The organism is Chryseobacterium sp. Leaf180 (genome assembly GCF_001424585.1).
GTDB lineage: Bacteria > Bacteroidota > Bacteroidia > Flavobacteriales > Weeksellaceae > Chryseobacterium.
This window is the reverse complement of the sequence record NZ_LMPJ01000002.1, coordinates 14,817-34,332: the sequence shown is the minus strand read 5'-3', so window position 1 is coordinate 34,332 and position 19,516 is coordinate 14,817. Positions and strand designations below refer to the sequence as shown.

Here is a 19,516-nt window from a genome sequence, read left to right as displayed (position 1 = left end):
AAACTGATCCTTCGGCATCCTGGAAAGCTGGCTGTTGATCAGGTAATCTGTTGTATCAGTGTACGGGATCTCACCATAGATCTGGTACATATAAAAATACAGCAGCGAGCGGACAAACAAAGCTTCCCCGGTTATCCTGTCTTTTGAAGCTTGCGACAGAGAAGCAGATTTGCGTACGCCTTCCACAATACTGTTGGCTGCGTAAATATGCTGATACGCATTCGTCCATACATTACTCACCACGGAATTGGTAGGAATCTGCTGATTGAGATACAGGTCCACAATACCGTTACTTCCGGGAGGATAGACACTGGCAATATCATCCGTATAAATTCCCAGCAGGAGGCCCGTACCATCCGCACCTCCGGACAGCAGCGAATTATTCCACAAATTGGCATACAGTCCGGCCAGTGCCGCTTCCGCCGTCTGCTCATCCTCAAATACCAGTTCCGTCGGAAGCTGGTTATTAGGAAAGTCCGTCTCAATCCACTTCTCGCAGGAAACCGGAACAACCACAGCTGCGAGTGCCATTCCCAGAACCATCAACTTCAGTCCTGATTTACGGCTGATCATCGGACTTTTCATAAAGTCCATCTTTATCATTTTAGTATATATAGTATCTATTTTCATCTCTAAATAAGTATTGTGTTAAAAAGTAAGCTGGAATCCCAACGAGTAGGTTTTTAGCGGAGGAAGATAACCGGTCAGCAGAAACTCAGGATCAAGCCCAAAGTAATTGGTAAACGTCAGCAGATTCTGACCCTGCACATACAACATCGCTTCCCTGATCCCAAATTTCTGGACCGGAATGCTGTAATTGATCTGAACATTCTTCAGCCTGATAAATGAAGCATCCCCAACTGCAGCCGTCGAATTCTGAAACAGACTGTGCAGCGTATTTTTCTGCGCATTGCTCCCCGAACTGTACTGCATATACGCAGCATCAGTATTTGTCGGTGACCATGCATCCAATACCTCTACCGGCTGATTGGTAATATTACCGGGAATCAGCATCTGCCTGTTGTAGTTGTAATTTCTTTGCTTGACAAACTGAAAAAGAAAGGATGCCGACCACTGCTTATACTGAAGGCTGTTCGACCAGCCACCAAAAAAGTTCACCCCGATCTTTTCGATCACCTGATTGTCATCGGGCGAAGTCAGCCTTCCGTCACTATTAAAATCCTTAAACTTATACATCCCTGTCGCCGGATCAACCCCTTCATACTGGTAAACCTTCACCAAAGATGTCGGATACCCGATCACAAACTGGTTCGTATACGTAGATCCCGCAAGACCCGGAAATTCCAGCAGCTTATTCCTTGGCACCGTCAGGTTTAAGGAAGTACTGTATTTCAAAGCAGAAGATTTAAGCACCTGTAAGGAAGTCTCAAACTCCCAACCCGTGTTCTGAACTTTTGCAGGTAGATTCGACTGAATGCTTGAAAACCCTGTCGTCGCAGGAAGCGGAATCCCGACCAGCTGATTCGACGACGTATTATCATAGTAAGCCACCGTCATGCTGATCCTGTTCTTCAGTAACGAAAGATCAATAGCCGCCTCTTTCTTCACCGTCTTCTCCCAGCTGAAATTCGGATTGTACAGACGCGAAGGTGACAGACCCGTAATACCGTTATAGATATTCGATGTCACACTGAACGTATTCAGGTACTGGTAGTCCCCGATGCGGTCACTGCCCGTTGTCCCATAGCTTCCGCGAAGTTTCGCGAAACTCAGCCATGAAAGATCCTTTAGCCATTTCTCTTCCGAAAAAAGCCAGGCCGCTCCCACCGCCCCGAAGTTCCCGAAACGGTTATCCGGACCGAACCGGCTCGACCCATCCCTCCTTCCGGTCAGGTTGATAATATATCTTTTCTTATACTGATAGTTCAGCCTTGCAAAAGCAGCCGTATAGAAATACTGGTTTTTAACCTGGTCAGACACCACCTTCGTTTTCGCAGCGCCCAGATTCTCAATCAGGGCATTGCTCTCAAAACCGATTCCCTGAACCGAACCCTGCCGCGTCTCAGACTGCTGCAAAGTCGTTCCGATCAGCATATCAAAACGGTGGTCTTTCCAGCCGTAATCCGCTGCGATCTGCGGTTCCAGCAAATACGAAAAGGTAGTACTGTTGTTCCTCGAAGAATTGGAATTTGCACTCGTCAGCCCCGATGCCGGATTGAACATCGTATGCGGCTTCAGGCTCAGCTCCTCAAAGTTCTGATACGTAATTCCGCCATTAAGTTTCACTGAAAGAAACGGAAACAATTTATAGGTGACATTCGTCCCGCTGTTGATAAACACCGTACTGTTCAGGTATTCACTCTTAAAGCCGGCAACGGGATTCGTAAACGTATTGTTTTCCCAATTGATATTCCCGGCAGCATCATACAGTGCCGGGGCATTCGGGCTTAGCGTAAGACTCCTTTTCGTCAGATCCTCATTCTGAACATTATTATCCTGAAAAGAAAACGAATTGCTCATATTCAGATCCAGTTTCTTATCCGGACTTCTGAAAGTAAAGTTCCCTGTAATGTTATTAGTCCTGTACATAAAATCAGCCGGAAAAACCGTCCCTTGTTCCTGATGACCATAAGAAATAAGATATGAGGCATTATCCGATCCGCCGCTTATCGAAAGCTGCACCACAGAAGCATCCGAAGTCCTTCCGATCAGTTCCTTCTGCCAGTCCGTATACCTATTCTGATCCCAGGTATTCAGATCATAGGCAATCGCAGGAATCGTGGTGATCCCGTCATTCTGATATGCGGTCTTTCTCATAGCAAGATACTGCTGCGTATCCATCATCTGAAGACGGTTCGCCACAGAACTTAAAGCATACGACGAATTGATCTTAAAATCCGTTCTCCCCTTCCTTCCTTTCTTCGTCGTCACAATCACCACCCCGTTCGCACCTCTTAAAATCCGTTCTCCCCTTCCTTCCTTTCTTCGTCGTCACAATCACCACCCCGTTCGCACCTCTACTTCCGTAAATAGCCGTAGCATCGGCATCCTTCAGAATCTCGAAACTCTCAATATCATTCGGATTGATCGAATTAAGCGGATTGATGGATGAAAACGGAAGAATCGTTGCCGTATAAAGAGAAGGCGTTTCAGCACCAATCGGAACCCCGTCGATAATATACAAAGGCTCATTCCCCTCCCGCCGGATGCTGTTCTTCCCGCGGATCTGGATATCAAACCCACCTCCCGGAACCCCCGAGTTCTGGATAATCGAAACACCCGCCATCCTGCCTTGAGCAGAGGAAAGCACATTCGTCACCGGCTGGTTCTCAATATCCTTTGCAGAGATTTTTGCAATACTCCCCGTACGCTCCTTATCGCGAACCTTATAGTAGCCCGCATTCAGCACCACTTCCTCAATAGCATTGGTCTTCACGGTGTCCCTCGCAATAGCCGTACTATCGGCAATAGCAGTAACTCTGCCTCTGACGGTTTTGGTCTGCGCCTGCAGTGAACCGCAAAAGGCGGTTAACACCAAAGCAAGACCCATACTTCCTATAGCAGTATAGGATTTTTTCATAGTTTTGTAAAGTTTTAATTAAACGATTTCAACAGAATTGCTCTTTCCCAAGTCTCCAAACTAAGGGGAAAGGGCTTTTTTTCTGATCAAAACCCAACTGATTCCATTTCTCTTCTATATCATTACTACCGAATTCATGTATTTGAAAACAAAAACTTTCCTGAATGCCTCCCAGTCAAAAAAATGACATAGTAAAGCCAGATCGATAACCAAAAGGCACCGGAAAGCCATTAAAATATGAATGAAATTAAGTCCCGTGTAAGCTTTAAAAGCCGCAATAGGTTGTACACCCTACTGTATCATGTCAAGATACTCTATAAGGTGAAGCAGGCTTAGATCTAAGAAGAATAATCGAACAGCATAAAAACAAAACGGCATGGAACTCTACTTTATCAGACTTGAGGTACTGGTATACCGTGCAACAGATAAGAGGAAGAGACCCACGCCTAGGTCGTGAGCCGCTTACTTATACTCTCGCTGCTTTTAAAGTACCAGTTTTCAAGTCGAGATTCTAAGCAATAGCTTCTATTTTTCTTTGAAGTATCGCAAAGTTACATTTCTGTAACTTATTTTACAAATATAACAATAATTTTCATATGTGACATATTTGTCAATGGTAATTTTGACAAATATGTCACTTTTATTCAATGAAATATATTGATGATAAATATTTTATTGCAATAGCAGATTACATAAAACTAGTAATTGAGGAGAAAAATATTGATATCGCTGATTTAGCCGCCGCCGCTAATGTTGATCGGAAACAAGTCTATAGACTAATAAACAAGGAGAATATTCCTAAACTCTCAACATTGGTAAGAATATCTTTAGCTGCCGGCATTGAACCACAAATTCTTTTCGCTCTAAAATTTGATTTTGCCATTTATATGAATGAAAATAATATCCTTAAAGCGGAACCGAAAAAGAAGAAAAAATTCTGACGAGAGTTGGGATTTTTTTGTTTTACGGAAAACCGTAAGGATGTCAAACCAAACCTGTTTACCTTTACTTTTATTAACAAAAAAAATATTATGAGCGCCGATTTAAGTAAAAAAAGACCACAAGATGCAACGAAAGTTGGGAACAAGAATACTGGTCAAAAAAATTGGTTTTACCAAAGAACGTTTGAAAGAAACATTTAAAACTGTTGGAACCTCTGTAGTAGCACTTCAGAAGTATCTTGGAAAATAAGCTAGATTTTCGAGATGAAAACTTTATTTCTGAGATAAATCCTTACGAGAGTTGGGAGTTATTCTTTATTTACAAAATTTTTATAGTAGCGAAAAGAACATTGTTTAAGTACTTCTTCTTTTAATTCATTTTTACGAATAATTAGCTTATAATTACTGATAAAATATTCTACTTCAGTTTATTAAAAACTAATACTTAATGAAACCACAAATTAATATAGGAACACTTAATGATATTGAATTTTCTGATATTTTATATAAATACCGTGATTGGGACAACATAAACAATCGTAGATTCATTCTTAATAGTGAAGTTTATCTATCTTCTCCTGATCAATTTGAAGACAAGCTTGATTGCAAGATTCCGATACGATATGATCTAATGAGTGCAAAGCAAGCCTATGCTTTCTATGAAAGACTACAAAATCAGTCAGGAAAACGCTTAAACAGGCAACAGAAAAGAAACAAAATAAGAGATTTTGTTAAAGCAAAAGAATATAAGAGTAAAAAGATTAACGCTGAAAATGAAAAAATTTATTTTGAAGAATATTTTAAAAGAATTGGTATCCTATGCTTAACTGCAGAAAACAAACTTGAGGAAATGTGGGTAAAATATGCAAATAATCACACTGGCTTTTGCATCGGTTATAATTCCCGAATCTTATTTGAATCACTTGGTGGAGGCGGAAAAGTAGAATATGTAGATACTCTGCCCATAATTATGCCTGATCCGATTATGGATAGAGGTACTCAAAGATATAAACAGGTTTATCATAAACTTAAAGATTGGGAATTTGAAAAAGAATATAGAACCCAAAAATTTTGGTTTAATGGAGCATCAAGAAGTGATAGACAAATAGAACTTCCAAAACAAGCATTTCACAGTGTAATACTAGGAAAAAATATTACTGATTTAAATAGACATCTAATTATAGAAGCAGTAAAAACTAATGTTGGAGATCATGTACAGATAATTGACTATAACAGTATTATTTAATATTAGATCTTTTTTTTTGCAGTCCAGAGTTGGGATTTCTGCTTTAGAAAATGTTACTAGACTTTCTAAATGCCAGATAAATTCAGTAAAAACACTGATTAATAATTATATGGTGATTTTTATTTTTGTTGTTTATGGAAAACTGTAAATGATAATGAAAAAGTCTTTGTAATTTGGTTGTTGAAAAAAGCACTAAATTAATTTTGATGGCTAACCGGTCATTTAATGTGATGCCCAAATATAACAATAGTTTTTCATTATGTGACATTTTAAACTAAACTATGGCTACACCCTTCAATTCAGAAAATATAATTACACATAAAATAAATGAAACAGGGTTAAGTACTTTTCTTGTTGGTTTCGACATTGATGATAAAGGTATTTCTCAATATAGATTAAACCCGCTAATTCAAAAATTGTGTGATGTAATCCAAGAGTTTGCATTTGGTTTTCATGAAGGTGATTCTACAGACAATACAAAAACATATTCTAAGTTAATTGAAGCGGCTCAATCCATTTATAAGATTGATGCATTTCAAAAAGTCAAAGATCTATATGAAAACAATGGATCAATTACAGACGACGTAGAAGATAAATTTTTACGACGTGGAGAGTTTGGAGAATTAATTTTACATTTGTTACTTAGGGACTTTCATAATACAATTCCATTATTATCAAAAGTTTACTTTAAAGATTCTTTAGGGCATGCCGTACATGGATTTGACGCAGTACATATAGAGCCCACTACAAAAACACTTTGGGTGGGAGAATCTAAATTGTATACAAGTGGAAAAGCCGGCTTAAAAGCATTAATTAGAGATATTGAAGAACACTTCAAAAGTGATTATCTAACTTCTGAATTTATGCTTATATCGAAAAAGCTTACCCAAATAGATAATATTCCTGATAAAGATTATTGGTTAGATTTAATAAGTAAATCAAAGAAGTTAGTTGAACAACTAAATACGATTAATATTCCGCTATTATGTACGTATCATTGTGATTTATTTACTTCTCACACAGATGAGAATAATCATGTTTTTATAGACGAATACATTAAAGAAATGCGATTGTTAAAGACATATTTTGATGATAATAACAATCACGCTTTAAAATCAAAACTAAATATAATACTAATTTTATTTCCCGTTCAAAATAAAGTAGAACTTGTTAAAGGTTTGCATAATAAACTTTCATTAATACAACAATTAGGCGAATGATAGAAGATTTACTTTTAGAAATAGAGTCTAAAGACAGTTTCAATTACGAAGAGACATTCACTCTTTATAAAAAATGTAGTGAGCTAATTATTGAGGATGAGATTACAGCTCAAAGATTAGTAGTAAACATTCTTGCCGAGAAAAATAAATTTGACACGAATTTAAATCTAATATTAACTGATTTAATTGAAGCTGTCGGCTTCTACCCTTATCTTGAAAAGGAAAATTTACCCTTGGATTCAACTGATGCATTAATACGGCAAGTCTATCATCATTCCGATAATTTGAATAAGTTTTTACATGAAGACCAAAAACATTTGTTGTCTCTTTTGAATTCTGATAAAAATGTCATTGTTAGTGCTCCTACTAGTTTTGGAAAAAGCTTATTAATTGAAGAATTTGTCGCTTCAAAAAGGTTTAAAAATATAGTAATAATCCAGCCTACACTTGCTTTACTTGATGAGACACGTAGAAAATTGAAAAAGTATGATGAAAATTATAAGCTGATTGTAAAAACATCTCAAGTTACTTCGATAGAAAAAGGAAATATTTACCTTTTTACAGCAGAAAGAGTCAATGAATATAAAGAATTTATCGATGTACACTTAATTATTATTGACGAGTTTTATAAGCTTAGTTCTAAAAGGGATGATGAAAGAGCGGATTCCCTGAATAATGCATTTCACTATATTTTAAAAACTTTTAAAAGTAAATTTTACTTGTTAGGGCCAAATATTGATGGTATATCAATAGGATTTGAAGAAAAATATAATGCAATATTTTATAAAACACAATCCTCACTTGTTGATGTTAAAACGATTGATTTATATACCTCAAATAAGGAAATTTTTGATAAAACGACTCACCACAGTAAAGATGGCTACAAGGAGGCAATTTTAGTAAAAGAGAAGAAACTATTTGAATTACTGTTGCAAAATTCTGATGAGCAGTCGATAATATACTGTTCCTCACCCAATAGAGTCAGATATTTATCTCAAAAATTTTGTAATTTTATACTTAATAAAAATATTGAGAGAACAAATTCTGATTTGGACATTGTTGAATGGATTAGTCAAAACATATCTGAAGATTGGAGTTTAATATCCTTATTAAAAAACAGTATCGGAATTCATGACGGTGCATTACAAAAGCATATTACAACTACAATAATTGACTATTTTAATAAAGGAAAGATAAATTTTCTTTTTTGCACTACTACAATTATTGAAGGAGTAAATACTAGCGCTAAAAATATTATATTTTTTGATAGCACAAAAGGAGTAAATACAAAAATAGATTATTTTGATTATTCAAATATAAAAGGACGTGCTGGTCGTTTGATGATCCACTACACGGGAACTATTTACAATTTTAACCCCATTCCTCCAAATGAACAAATTCTAATTGATATTCCTTTCTTTGAACAAAATCCTATTTCAGATGAAATTTTGATACACTTAGATGAAAATGAAATAAAAGATATTGATTCAACCCAATATAAAAAAATAAAGAAAATTCCATCTGAAGAAAAGGGAATCATCAAAAGAAATGGAGTTCAAGTTGATGGTCAATTAAGCATTTTTGACGCAATAAGAGATGATATATCCAGTAAATATCATTTAATCTCTTGGAATAGAACTCCAGAGTATGAACAACTAAAATATTGTTTAAATTTAGGATGGAAATACTTACTGAAAAAAGGTGAATCGAAGTCATTAGGAATTAATAGACTTATTAATAAAACCTTTAACTATGGATTACACCAGAGCTTAGGTAGAGTAATATCTAATGATATTGATTATATTATTAAATCAGTTGAATATTACAAAAAACACATAAACTCGGAAGATGGAGAAATCAATACGAACATGTTTAATTTTGGGAAAAGATATTCTGTATTTTCGGAGCAAGATATTTTAGAAGAAGTTATCATGACTAATTTTCAAATTCAAAAACACTGGTTTCAATACAAAATTCCAAAATGGTTATCTGTGTTAAATTCAATTCAAGAATATGTGTGTGCTGAAAAAGGTTTAAAACCTGGAAATTACACTTATTATTCAAATCTAATAGAAAATGAATTTTTAAGGGAAAACTTAGCAATTTTATCCGAATTTGGAATCCCTAGTTCTGCAATACGCAAACTTGAGAAATTAATAGCACATGATATCTCACAAGATGAAGTGATAAAAATTATCAGAAATAGTAAATTATATAATAACAACATTTTTATTGAATACGAAAAGAACAAACTAAAAGAAACATAAGAAATATTCTCATAGCCAATGAGAGCTACTTACTGAAGTGAAGTCATAATTTAACAAGTATGTACACAGTTTCAGATTGTAGACTATTTAGTTCATATGTAGAGAAAATGATTTGTTTGACAATGATGAATACAAAATTTTTAAAAAAAAATAATCAGTTAAACAAAAAAGAAAATAAAAATCATCCTTAAAATTTTGTAAGCTCCCGAACTTTAGTACGGTTTAAAAGTAGAATTTTTTTTTGATATCTTTCCTCTATTATTGTCTGATGTGGAAAAGCGGTCAAGAAAAGCGGCGGCCTTAGTCTGCGATTTCTGTCCATTTTTTGCACAACACAGGTGCAAGCCCGTTCAGTGAATCGTGGGGCCGTTCGTAGTTGTAATCTTTTATCCATTCCTCAGTAATACTTCTAACTTTATCCAGGCTTTCAAAATATAGGCATCCAGGATAGGATTCCTGTAGGTTTTTTTGAAGCGTTCGATATAGGCATTCTGCGTGGGTTAGCCAGGCTGGATGTAAGCAAATTTTATTTCATTTACCAGGCTCCAGACTCCAGACTCCAGCGATATTCGCTATAAACTCAGGACCATTACCCATGCGGATTTTTCCAGGCTTTGCATAGCGGTTCATCAAATGGTTCAGTATCCAGATAACTCGCGAACTTTTCATACTGTTTACCTCAATGTGCATAATTTCCCGCTTATAATCATCAATCACATTAGAACCGCGGAACTTTCTACCGTTTGAGAGCACATCACATCGCTCATAAAGTCGATGCTCCAGGTGTGAGTGGATATTTCCGGCACTTCTAACGGCGTTTTTACTCTGGCAGGAAGGCGCTTCTTTACCTTTCGACGCAAGGAAAGTTTCATTTCTTTGTAGATTCGGTGCAGCCGCTTATTATTGATTTTTTCACCCCGGTTGCGCAGCGGGTAATAGTATTTCCACAAACCTTCTCGCGGATGGCTTTGAGTGAGTTGTTCCAGCTTCATCATCACCTTAGAATCATCTTTCGGTGAGCGGTATCGAAAACTAATTCTGCGTGATTTAAGGACGCGTAAAGCCTTGCCGGAATCCTTCGGACTGTGCTCATGGATCTCCATGACAATCTCCCGCTTCCGAAAAGGCTTTAGAGCTTTTTTCGATATTGTACTTTACAACGTCAAGTTCCATCGCCAAATTGGCGTACATCCGCTTGAGACGGGCACTATTTTCTTCCAACTCTTTCACACTCTTATGTTCACTCCCTTCCATCCCGTTGTACTTCTGATGCCATTTGTATAAAGTAGCAGTGCTGATGCCCTTTTCCCTTGCCAGTTCATCGGCACTGCGGCCGCGGGCAAACTCTCTTAAAACACATGCAATATTTGCAGGACTAAATGCGCTCTTTTTCATTGTCTTTATTACGATTGAAAGTTAATAATTTTTATGCTTTTGAGCCGTACTGTTTTTGGGGAAGCTTACAACAAATGTATTTCTACGTTAAAGTAATTTCTGTGTATTTTTTTATATTTTTGCAATTACACTCTATCTATTTCTTTCTTGATGACACACAAATATAATGAGACTGCAAATAATGAACTCGACATTAATAAAAGTTTAGATGCTGTAGATATCTTTTGTGGTGCAGGAGGTTTAAGTCTAGGAGCAGAAAATGCAGGTATTAAAATTACTTTGGCAATTGAAAAAGATTCTGCGGCAGCTGAAACTTTTAAAGAAAATCATCCTACAGCTAAAATTTTATGTCAAGATATTTGCTCTATCAAACCATTGGAACATTTAAAAAACAAACCTTTTATAGTATTTGGTGGACCACCGTGTCAAGGTTTCTCTACATCCAATACCAAAACAAGATCATTAAAAAATGAGAATAATTTTCTTTTTTATGAATTTTTGAGATTTGTAGACGAGCTCAGACCATCATGGTTTTTATTTGAGAACGTTGAAGGTATTACAACGTTTGATAAAGGAAATACTGTCAGAAAAATAAAGGATCTATTTGCTAACTTAGGGTATACATCTACTGAAAAAGTCATGTACGCTTCAGATTATGGAGTACCTCAACATAGAAATCGTTTTATTATGGTGGGTAACCGATTAGGGATTGATTTTAAATTTCCAGAAAAATTTGATTATAAAGTTTCAGTTGAAGATGCTATTTCAGATTTACCATCACTTAAAAATGGAGACAATATTAACGAACTTTCTTATTCAAAAAAAGCATCTGAATCAAGTGATTACGCCAAGTTGATGAGAAAAAATTCAACTATATCATTTCAAAATTTTGTATCAAGAAATAGAGATTACGTTTTGGAAAGATACAAGCATATTAGACAAGGTCAAAATTGGAAAGCCATTCCAGATGAATTGATGCAAAATTATACAGATAAGAATAATTGCCATAGTGGTATTTACAAACGTCTAAATTCAACAATACCTTCAGTAGTTATTTCTAACTATAGAAAAAATATGTTAATACATCCTTTTGAAGACAGGGGATTATCGGTTAGAGAAGCAGCGCGACTTCAAAGTTTTCCGGATAATTTTATTTTCAAAGGAACATTATCTCATATACAACAACAAATAGGTAACGCAGTTCCACCATTATTAGCAGAAGCCATTTTTAAAACAATTAAGCTACAGCATGAACAAGCAATTGATAACTAATAGATTTTTTTTAATTACGTAAGTTTTAATCCTTCATCTTCCGCTACTTTTTTGAGATTATATAATATTGCTGATTGTCTTTCGGAAGGCAATGGGATTTTACCGCTTGCCATTTTAAATAAAATATCTGCATGCATACTGGACAATTTTAATTCAGATTTATCAGCTGAATAATAGCTACTAAGCTTCTTCCAAGCTTCGATTGGAGTATTTATAACTTTAATTTGTATTTCTATTCCTGTATCGACAACTTTTTTCTTTTTCTCTTCTTTCTGGATGTATTTAATTTCTTGATTGTCTACGAAAAGAGAATAATCTAAATTTTTAAATTCGACTTTCAATTCTTTTACACTTTCCCAACATTTTGCGTTTTTTGTCCATTGACTTATGTTAGCAAATCCTGCAGGTGGCGACGTTATTTTAAAATATACTTTTTCAGCTATTAAATCGAGCATTTTAAACAGTGATCCCGGTATTGCTTGATTTTCCCAAATATTTATAAAGTTTAAATTTAACCCCATTTCTTTAATGATAAAAGAAAGATAGGCCATACTATAGGTAACAGTTTGGGCTCTGAAACCACCATCGTACCATGCGGATTTTGTAATTAGTCGTTCTATAGTACGGAACATGATAATTCTCGCTACAACATCTTTAAAATATGATTCTGTTATCGCTAAATTATCGTTTTCTAATATCTCACTAATATTATCTGCAAATCTTTTGAAACTATCCTGTGCACCTTTGGAAACAATATCAGGTTTTTGATTCCAAGAATTTTCAGCTTTGGAAAGTAAGGTTTTATCAATTAATTGATGCTTCGGATTCTCGAGAACAAATTTCCTTTTATTAAAAGCAGAAAGATACGCCTGATTGTTCAGATACTCACCTCTAACTCTTTCATAATACCAATGAGTTCTTCTTTGAGAACCTTCTGCTGCCGGTGCAAACACTCTAGTAGAATAGTCTTTCATGTCTTTATGAAATGGACTGTTAGAAAAGAAATCGGAGTTATTGATTTTATTTTGAGTATTTGCATACTCAGCTACTTTCGAAACAAATTCATCTTGATTATTTGATTCTTTAACAACTGATAATTTCATTTGAACAGAAACATTTGAAACATCAATTTTGGAAACTCTACTAGCTGCATATATTGCTGAGGTAGTTTGGCCGCCATTCACTATCTGAAAATTTTTAATGATGCTTATATTACCATTATCTCCAAATTCAACAAAGGAAGCAGTGGCTGTAATACCGTTGTTATATGCAAAAAACATTTCGGGTGCCGTTTCAATAGTGTTACGTAAACCTCTGTTCACTGCACCTCGGAATTGAAGAAATGTTCTAACATTTTGCTCGAAGAGCTTTTGTCCGTATGATTCGTATATATCAACCAACATACTCCCGCTTACTACAGCTAAATACGATTGATAAGCATCACTCTCTTGATTAATTTTAAGGTATGGTAAATTGACTTTGACTTCAAATTCACCTATACCACTTGCAGACGAATATATTTTGTGGAGGTATTCAATATCGACAAGTCTGAATTCAGTAGGAATATTTAAAAAGGTTTCGGAGGAAATATCTGTTAGCGTTCTTGTTACTCGTCCATCCGTCAGTAACATTAACCTAATTTTTAAAATTTGATTTTTGTCGTGATACTTTTTTAAATTATATGCCATAGAATAGGCATCTGATGTTTCTTCCATCTGGGAATAAAATCCTTCAAAACTTTTTTTTAAAAACGATTTCATTCTGGTGAATTTCGAATCTAATTGCGTTCTTGTCAACGTCTGTATTTCATCATCCTGAAAATACTGGTGGTTCAGAATAGTTAAAGCTCCTCGTTCTTCGTCGAAATCATATCCAAATGCTTCCGTTCCCTTTTTTATATATTCTGCGTAAGTATAATTTTTAGTCAAATCACCAATTGAAACTAAGTCTTCGCACACAGTTTCGAAAAATGCTTGTGGACGTAACAATGTTCGACTTTCTGCATCACTAAGAATAGATTGTGTAAAATACTGATGAAATTCTTCAAGACTAACCATACAATTTAAATTATGCTATTTTATTCACATCTAATTCGAACCTAGTACAAAGCTGAAGGTCGATAATGTAGTTTACTGAAATTATTTCAGGAGAAGTTTGATGTGGTAATATCCTTGGGAAATCTTTTTCAACAATAAATCCTCGCAAACTATCGACAGTAAATTTATACATAACATCGTAAGTCATTCCCGGCATATACCCAAATTCAATTAATTTACGTTCAAATAATTGAATTATACTGATAGACTCAGAAGAAATCAACATTTCTAATTCACTAATAAGGTCTGCGATTGATTGTCCATTTCCAGCTTCTGTCAAGCCATAAGCAATTAAAAATAAAGGTTTGACATCTGTAAATAACTGATGAGTTGAAGAAATGTTAACTTGAGGGCTTCTACTTGTTTTATATGATTTTATTTCAATAGATATGTCTGCCAAAGAAAAATCTTGTCTATCAGCTTCTGGACCACCCCATGCCGTTATAGCTGCTGCTGCACCTCTTCTTGGAATAAGTATATTGTTTAAAAACATTAATTCGGCAAATAAGCCCATTTGCATCATTAAGGATAATGAAATTTCTGTATTCTGCATTAAAAATGCCTGCCAGCGCTTAAGTCTGTTTTCGACCGCAACAACCATTTCCTCATTATTGGGGTAAGCTACGCATATAGAGATTATATCTTTGCATACTGAAAAGAAGAGTTCCCAATCATTTTGTCTATTTAGAATTAAAAATAATTCACCACAATTTTCGTAATTTCTTTTTATCAATGAAATACCTCGTAGTCTAATATCAATTTCAGTACTCTTAAATTCTTTTGTGGTCTTTAAATAAAATCCATAATTTCCATCTTGGTCTATCATCCAAAATAAGTTGTGAATAATTTCAGAGTTTACTCTTCGAACTGAATCGGGTAGCATGTTTAGCCATGGGTTCAATAGTTTTTCAGTCATCACTTTCATTTTCTTCTTCCACTTCCTTAAGTAAATTATTATAGTAAACAGTATTTATTTTTAGTGTTATAGTTTCTGTATCGCTTAAAACATCGCCAGGGAAACTTGCTCCAAAAGCAGCTAATGCATTATCCGTTGTTGATGAAATTTCAGGATTTGGCTCAATAATATGCAACATAAGAAGAGGACGTTTCATAATTCTTCGTGCTTCAATTCTATTAGTTCCAACTACTTTTCTTTCACTTTCTTCTAAAGAAATAGATTCGGCATTTCCTGAAGATACTTGTCTGTTTTGTAATTCATAGTTATTATCGGCTTTGGTAATGATTTTACGCTTTTCTTTTCTTAAAGATATATTTGAATTAACTGTAAATATTTCACCTTGTCCACTATAAAGTGCTATATCCCAGTTAATAACTCGTTCTTCAACATATTTTTTAATAAAACTTATAGGCATTCTCGCGGTCAGTCCCAAAGGGTCATTTTGAAATGTAACAAAGTTTTTTAAGAAACCTAATACTATTTGACTGTCAATATCTTTCCATAAAAAATGATTATTGATTTTGTCAAATCCAGTAGGTAAACTATTTACAAGTTGTCTAATAGATTCGATATTTGTTGCAACTTCATCAGCTTTTGAACTTAATACGCTGGTTTCTTTTGCTTTCCCGTCAAGTCTCATGGAATAATTAAATTCCCGAACATTTTTTTGTTTATTTCTTGCTGTAATTTGTAATGCACTATTAGGGTTTTGTCTGATTGCTAGTCCAAATTTCTCTGGAGTCATATTGTTTTCAGCCATTATTTGAAAATCTTCCAATAGTTCCTCGGTTGCAGTAATTATTTCCGCAAAATCAACAATTTTGTCATAAGGCATATAAATTTTGCATAAATCCTCATAACCAGACCTATAACCAAACCATCTTCCCATCTGCATTAAAGTATCATAAAACACAGTATTTCTTAAAAAATAACTTACACTTAGTCCTTCAAGTGTATATCCTCTAGCTAAACTTGTCCCACCAATTACTATTGCATTTGTTGAAATATCTTTTCTATACTCTAACGGGACTGTTGTTTTCTGATGCACTTCACGGATTAATATTAAGCCAACTTGGTCAGTTAAGACACTTATAACCTCCTCCCATGAAAACTCTTTTTGATTAAAGTATTGATTATATGTATTCCATAAAGCCTGTATATTGTAACTTTGAATTTTCGCATCTGAGAGTTTACCAAAAGCAATAACATCCTCTTGTAGACTACGAAGGTAATTTGTTATTTTAATTGCAATTTTTTGATGAACTGCTGTAAAACGTGTTGCATGAACGAGCATACTGTTATGACTATTTGCATAACCGCGTAGACTTCTGACAGCAATATTTAATAGAAATACTTGTATTGCTTCTTTTAAACTATTTGGGATTGATGTTACTTCAAGATCCTTAATATGTCCTGCTGGTAAATCATCGTTATTGTCAGTCACTTCAATCAAGTGTCTTCCATTGGTATCCAAGAAAATTTTTCGAGCTCCAAAATAATTTGTTGGTGCATCTAGCGCATATATGAAGTCTTTTGGAAATAAATCACGCCCGACATTTTCATTTTCAGCTTCATGGTCTATAAAGATATTTGCATATGGTGTTGCAGTATAAGCTACATAGGCACCACGTGAGAATAGATTTAGTAATCTTCTTATTCCACTATTTATTGCAGTAGGGTCTTCTTTATCTTTAGTATTTACAGATGCATAGTCGGATTCATCATCAATAACTAACATTGCATGGTCGGCTACTTTATTTTTATATTGTTTTTCTAACCAGCTAATAACACTTTTTAGTGTTGAAGTATTTTTTTTAATAACAATTAAAACAGGTACACTTATTGTCTCAAAATTAATCCCTTGTGAAGCCCTATCTGCATCATGTCTATTAAAATCTCTTAACACTGTTGTAAGACTGTAAGGAGTTAAATTTTTATCTGAATCTCCTTTTCCTGCACCGACTTGTACACCGTTGGTTTGTCCAACAAAAGCATCGTTTAGACGTTCTTGTGTCTGATTTCTCAAATTGTTCATTCCACCTGCAATGACAACGATAAATTTATATCCTGCATCAGCAGCCTTGCAAACTAATCCTGAATAATTACCCGTTTTACCTGATTGAACGTGTCCAACCACCATACCGTATCTTGAAAAATGTGTAACAATAGGATTTTCAATATTATTCATTACGATGTCTGTATCTGTATCAATTGCTCTGACAACATCCGTGGGTAGGAAAGTTGAAATATGGTTTTTATACCTTTCCCAATAATATTTTTTATTTAGTTGTTTTTCAACACCTGTCCACCAAGTATTGTCACGTTCTTGTTGTTCAGCACCTTGAATTAGAATACCCGCTTCCATTTTTACATCGAAATGAGTTTCTAACTCGCGTATTATTCTTTTCCAATCATCTTCTTCCAATTCAGGCAGAGATTCTACTGAAATAACCTTTGCAAACATTTCATATCCAATTTGGGCTAGTACCAATTTAGTATTGTTTACTTCTTCTTCAATTTTGTTTTCCGGTAAAATCCCATCAATCTTCTTAAGATTATTGGAAATATGTTCTTTTATAGCTAAATACCCCGTTATAGTACTCATGATTTAAATATTTCTGGTCGATTTTTAAAAATTTCTGTCTTTAATAATTCTTCTTTATATTTCTCACTTAAACCTGACTCTTGAAGCATAATAAGTAATTTACTGATATCATCTTCAGTCAAAGCACTTTCTTGCCTGATTGAATGAGGGTCAGTCTGCAATTTTGATTGGATAGCGTCTAACGGTAAGTATGCCTGTATTCCGTTTAAATAATATTTTAGCTTTTCTTTTTGGTAATCATCAAGGCTAGACATTAGATTTATAAATAATGGATGGCTCTGATTTATTGCAAAGCGAAAATTCTCCTTTACAGGAAATGTTTCCCAAAATTGAATTATTGATTTATCATCAATCTTTTTTCCCCTTGCTGAAAATGGCCTTGCACCTTTATCAATTACCTGAGAAATAATTCTGCGTAGATCTGATTTTATAATTTCAGCTGGTCTAGCCATCGATTTTTTAATATCGATGCCCCAATGAGAATCCATAGAGTTTGGAATTTCTATTCTGACTCTAATAAGTTTGTGTGCATCGACTGCTTTATGAAGACCCCACCACGTTCCGTAGATTATTATTCTGTTTTGTCGATACAGATAAAAACCTTGAGACTTTACATATCCTTCTTCGGTAGCATAAAGCTCGTATTCTTGTTGTGATATTTTTGCATGATGAGGCAGTATGAATGGTTGTATTAAAACACTGGAGCCGTATATGTTTATTTTCTCAGATGTGATTTGTTGTGTTGCTGGGTGATTTATATTAAAAGGATTGAATGCTTTAACTGGATTATTGTTTACAAGAATATTTAATTTTTTTAAAGGTGCTTGACCCTCCAAAAATTTGTGAAAGACTAACGATAAATGCTTTCTTAATTTTTCAATCATTTCTGCAAAATTCGATGATGGAATTTTATCAATCTCTTCCCACACGACTAATGTTCCATTGTATAATTTTTTAAACTCATCATACAGAGGAAAATCAGTATAATCTTGAGGAGTAATTAATAACCACTCATTTTTTTCTGAAATATAATTTAAGTCCCATTGACGACATGAAATCGCTCCATTAAATTTAGTGACAACAGTAAGTTTTTTACATTGCGAAAAAGAAGCTGTTTTGAGTCCTAATCCAAATCTGCCTAAATCATTTCTGCTACGTTCATCTTTAGGATTTGTACTAGCAAGTCTCATTGCTTCAACTAGCACTTTTTCAGACATTCCATTTCCATCATCTAAGATTGCAAAAGAAACACTAGGATTTGTCCTAGCATATATCTTAATTTCGGAACTTTCAGCAGAAATACTATTATCTATTAAATCCGCTACAGCTACTTCGGTTGAATAACCTATTTCTCTAAGAGATTCTAGAAAATGACCAACATTTGGACGTACAGTTTCAACCTTCATATTAAGAATTTAAAAAAATATTTTAATATAACAATATTTTTAATAACCTAAGATCACAACTTTTTGAAAAGATATTTGTTCGCAATAGTATTTACTAAGGTAATATTAAATAAATTGTTTATAAAATCGATTAGATTATTATATTAATTTTCATTTATTTAAAATAGGCGAATTTAAACTAGCTCGCTAAACTGATAGAGGATTCAATGAGGACTTTATACTTTTTTATACAATGCAGCATAAGTAGATATTTAGCCATTCATTCCTGAGATCCTAGTAATAATTTTTTGAATTACTTAAAAATCCTCTTAAAATATCTATTAACGAAATTGTCATTGTACCGTTTGAACGTGATGTCCGAAGAGACGATTCTAGAAGCTCATTCGTTAATAAAATCTCTTCGATAAAGATTCGAATACATCACTACTACAAGGTCCGAATTTTTGCCTTAAACAACATTATTGGGTTGTATCGTAAGTTATTTATGTCAATAATGAAGTATAACTTAAGCAAGATAACAGGAACTTTTGTATATCTGAATCTACCTGTATATATAAGTCACCTTTTTT

At 34.5% G+C, this 19,516-nt stretch carries 17 protein-coding genes; 6 read left to right on the top strand and 11 right to left on the bottom strand.

The features are described 5' to 3' along the window. The 3 genes from ASG01_RS07350 to ASG01_RS16185 all read right to left on the bottom strand — a co-directional run. Positions 1-594, bottom strand: a 594-nt coding sequence (locus ASG01_RS07350; RefSeq protein WP_185097228.1) for a RagB/SusD family nutrient uptake outer membrane protein, incomplete at its 3' end; no start/stop codon positions are given. Between the two features lie 54 nt (positions 595-648). Further along, complete coding sequence (locus ASG01_RS07345) at positions 649-2,892, bottom strand: SusC/RagA family TonB-linked outer membrane protein (protein WP_238584519.1); 2,244 nt, start codon at positions 2,890-2,892, stop codon at positions 649-651. Then, positions 2,852-3,370, bottom strand: a complete 519-nt coding sequence (locus ASG01_RS16185) for a TonB-dependent receptor plug domain-containing protein (protein WP_238584518.1) — start codon at positions 3,368-3,370, stop codon at positions 2,852-2,854. Before ASG01_RS16185 ends, ASG01_RS07345 begins: the two co-directional genes overlap by 41 nt. 818 nt (positions 3,371-4,188) lie before the next feature. Between ASG01_RS16185 and ASG01_RS07340 the strand changes: the two genes are divergently transcribed. The 5 genes from ASG01_RS07340 (at position 4,189) to ASG01_RS07325 (ending at position 9,215) form a co-directional block, all read left to right on the top strand. Then, positions 4,189-4,482, top strand: a complete 294-nt coding sequence (locus tag ASG01_RS07340) for a helix-turn-helix domain-containing protein (RefSeq protein ID WP_055862285.1) — start codon at positions 4,189-4,191, stop codon at positions 4,480-4,482. Positions 4,483-4,606: 124 nt separating this feature from the next. Next, on the top strand, positions 4,607-4,732 hold the full coding sequence (locus ASG01_RS16295; protein ID WP_262483863.1) for a hypothetical protein: 126 nt from the start codon (positions 4,607-4,609) through the stop codon (positions 4,730-4,732). Positions 4,733-4,930: 198 nt separating this feature from the next. Next, complete coding sequence (locus ASG01_RS07335; RefSeq protein WP_055862283.1) at positions 4,931-5,728, top strand: DUF2971 domain-containing protein; 798 nt, start codon at positions 4,931-4,933, stop codon at positions 5,726-5,728. 281 nt (positions 5,729-6,009) lie between these two features. Next, complete coding sequence (locus tag ASG01_RS07330; RefSeq protein ID WP_055862281.1) at positions 6,010-6,948, top strand: DUF1837 domain-containing protein; 939 nt, start codon at positions 6,010-6,012, stop codon at positions 6,946-6,948. Further along, complete coding sequence (locus ASG01_RS07325; RefSeq protein WP_055862279.1) at positions 6,945-9,215, top strand: DEAD/DEAH box helicase; 2,271 nt, start codon at positions 6,945-6,947, stop codon at positions 9,213-9,215. The genes ASG01_RS07330 and ASG01_RS07325 overlap by 4 nt, the downstream gene beginning before the upstream one ends. A 300-nt stretch (positions 9,216-9,515) precedes the next feature. On the opposite strand, the gene ASG01_RS16390 is transcribed toward ASG01_RS07325, so the two are convergent. From ASG01_RS16390 to ASG01_RS07310, 4 genes are read right to left on the bottom strand one after another with little or no spacing between them, the layout of a single operon-like run. Beyond that, positions 9,516-9,740, bottom strand: a complete 225-nt coding sequence (locus ASG01_RS16390) for an integrase core domain-containing protein (RefSeq protein WP_082498316.1) — start codon at positions 9,738-9,740, stop codon at positions 9,516-9,518. A 6-nt stretch (positions 9,741-9,746) separates the two neighbouring features. Further along, positions 9,747-9,884 carry a hypothetical protein gene (locus tag ASG01_RS15975; RefSeq protein WP_157844181.1) on the bottom strand — a complete coding sequence of 46 codons (138 nt, stop codon included), beginning with the start codon at positions 9,882-9,884 and terminating at the stop codon, positions 9,747-9,749. A 44-nt stretch (positions 9,885-9,928) separates the two neighbouring features. Next, positions 9,929-10,318: a hypothetical protein gene (locus ASG01_RS07315; protein ID WP_055862275.1), complete on the bottom strand. Its 390-nt coding sequence runs from the start codon at positions 10,316-10,318 to the stop codon at positions 9,929-9,931. Beyond that, on the bottom strand, positions 10,305-10,610 hold the full coding sequence (locus ASG01_RS07310; RefSeq protein ID WP_055862273.1) for a transposase: 306 nt from the start codon (positions 10,608-10,610) through the stop codon (positions 10,305-10,307). Before ASG01_RS07310 ends, ASG01_RS07315 begins: the two co-directional genes overlap by 14 nt. A gap of 150 nt (positions 10,611-10,760) precedes the next feature. Between ASG01_RS07310 and ASG01_RS07305 the strand changes: the two genes are divergently transcribed. Further along, on the top strand, positions 10,761-11,882 hold the full coding sequence (locus tag ASG01_RS07305; RefSeq protein WP_082498315.1) for a DNA cytosine methyltransferase: 1,122 nt from the start codon (positions 10,761-10,763) through the stop codon (positions 11,880-11,882). Between the two features lie 14 nt (positions 11,883-11,896). Here ASG01_RS07305 and ASG01_RS07300 read toward each other — a convergent pair whose 3' ends face one another. From ASG01_RS07300 to ASG01_RS07285, 4 genes are read right to left on the bottom strand one after another with little or no spacing between them, the layout of a single operon-like run. Further along, the gene (locus tag ASG01_RS07300; RefSeq protein WP_055862271.1) at positions 11,897-13,939 is read right to left on the bottom strand and encodes an AIPR family protein; all 2,043 of its coding nucleotides are present in this window, start codon (positions 13,937-13,939) and stop codon (positions 11,897-11,899) included. A gap of 10 nt (positions 13,940-13,949) precedes the next feature. Beyond that, complete coding sequence (locus ASG01_RS07295; protein ID WP_157844180.1) at positions 13,950-14,894, bottom strand: PD-(D/E)XK motif protein; 945 nt, start codon at positions 14,892-14,894, stop codon at positions 13,950-13,952. Continuing rightward, the gene (locus tag ASG01_RS07290) at positions 14,887-17,541 is read right to left on the bottom strand and encodes a Z1 domain-containing protein (protein ID WP_055862267.1); all 2,655 of its coding nucleotides are present in this window, start codon (positions 17,539-17,541) and stop codon (positions 14,887-14,889) included. Before ASG01_RS07290 ends, ASG01_RS07295 begins: the two co-directional genes overlap by 8 nt. Further along, complete coding sequence (locus tag ASG01_RS07285) at positions 17,538-18,947, bottom strand: ATP-binding protein (protein ID WP_055862265.1); 1,410 nt, start codon at positions 18,945-18,947, stop codon at positions 17,538-17,540. The genes ASG01_RS07290 and ASG01_RS07285 overlap by 4 nt, the downstream gene beginning before the upstream one ends. Between the last annotated feature and the right edge of the window lie 569 nt (positions 18,948-19,516).

Bases quoted from the DNA above. Each gene is read 5' to 3' on its own strand.
- ASG01_RS07290 (WP_055862267.1), bottom strand. From the start codon at position 17,541: ATGAGTACTATAACGGGGTATTTAGCTATAAAAGAACATATTTCCAAT.
- ASG01_RS07340 (WP_055862285.1), top strand. From the start codon at position 4,189: ATGAAATATATTGATGATAAATATTTTATTGCAATAGCAGATTACATA.
- ASG01_RS07305 (WP_082498315.1), top strand. From the start codon at position 10,761: ATGACACACAAATATAATGAGACTGCAAATAATGAACTCGACATTAAT.
- ASG01_RS07325 (WP_055862279.1), top strand. From the start codon at position 6,945: ATGATAGAAGATTTACTTTTAGAAATAGAGTCTAAAGACAGTTTCAAT.
- ASG01_RS16295 (WP_262483863.1), top strand. From the start codon at position 4,607: ATGCAACGAAAGTTGGGAACAAGAATACTGGTCAAAAAAATTGGTTTT.
- ASG01_RS07285 (WP_055862265.1), bottom strand. From the start codon at position 18,947: ATGAAGGTTGAAACTGTACGTCCAAATGTTGGTCATTTTCTAGAATCT.
- ASG01_RS07315 (WP_055862275.1), bottom strand. From the start codon at position 10,318: ATGGAGATCCATGAGCACAGTCCGAAGGATTCCGGCAAGGCTTTACGC.
- ASG01_RS07310 (WP_055862273.1), bottom strand. From the start codon at position 10,610: ATGAAAAAGAGCGCATTTAGTCCTGCAAATATTGCATGTGTTTTAAGA.
- ASG01_RS07295 (WP_157844180.1), bottom strand. From the start codon at position 14,894: ATGACTGAAAAACTATTGAACCCATGGCTAAACATGCTACCCGATTCA.
- ASG01_RS07335 (WP_055862283.1), top strand. From the start codon at position 4,931: ATGAAACCACAAATTAATATAGGAACACTTAATGATATTGAATTTTCT.
- ASG01_RS07330 (WP_055862281.1), top strand. From the start codon at position 6,010: ATGGCTACACCCTTCAATTCAGAAAATATAATTACACATAAAATAAAT.
- ASG01_RS15975 (WP_157844181.1), bottom strand. From the start codon at position 9,884: ATGAAAAGTTCGCGAGTTATCTGGATACTGAACCATTTGATGAACCGC.
- ASG01_RS07300 (WP_055862271.1), bottom strand. From the start codon at position 13,939: ATGGTTAGTCTTGAAGAATTTCATCAGTATTTTACACAATCTATTCTT.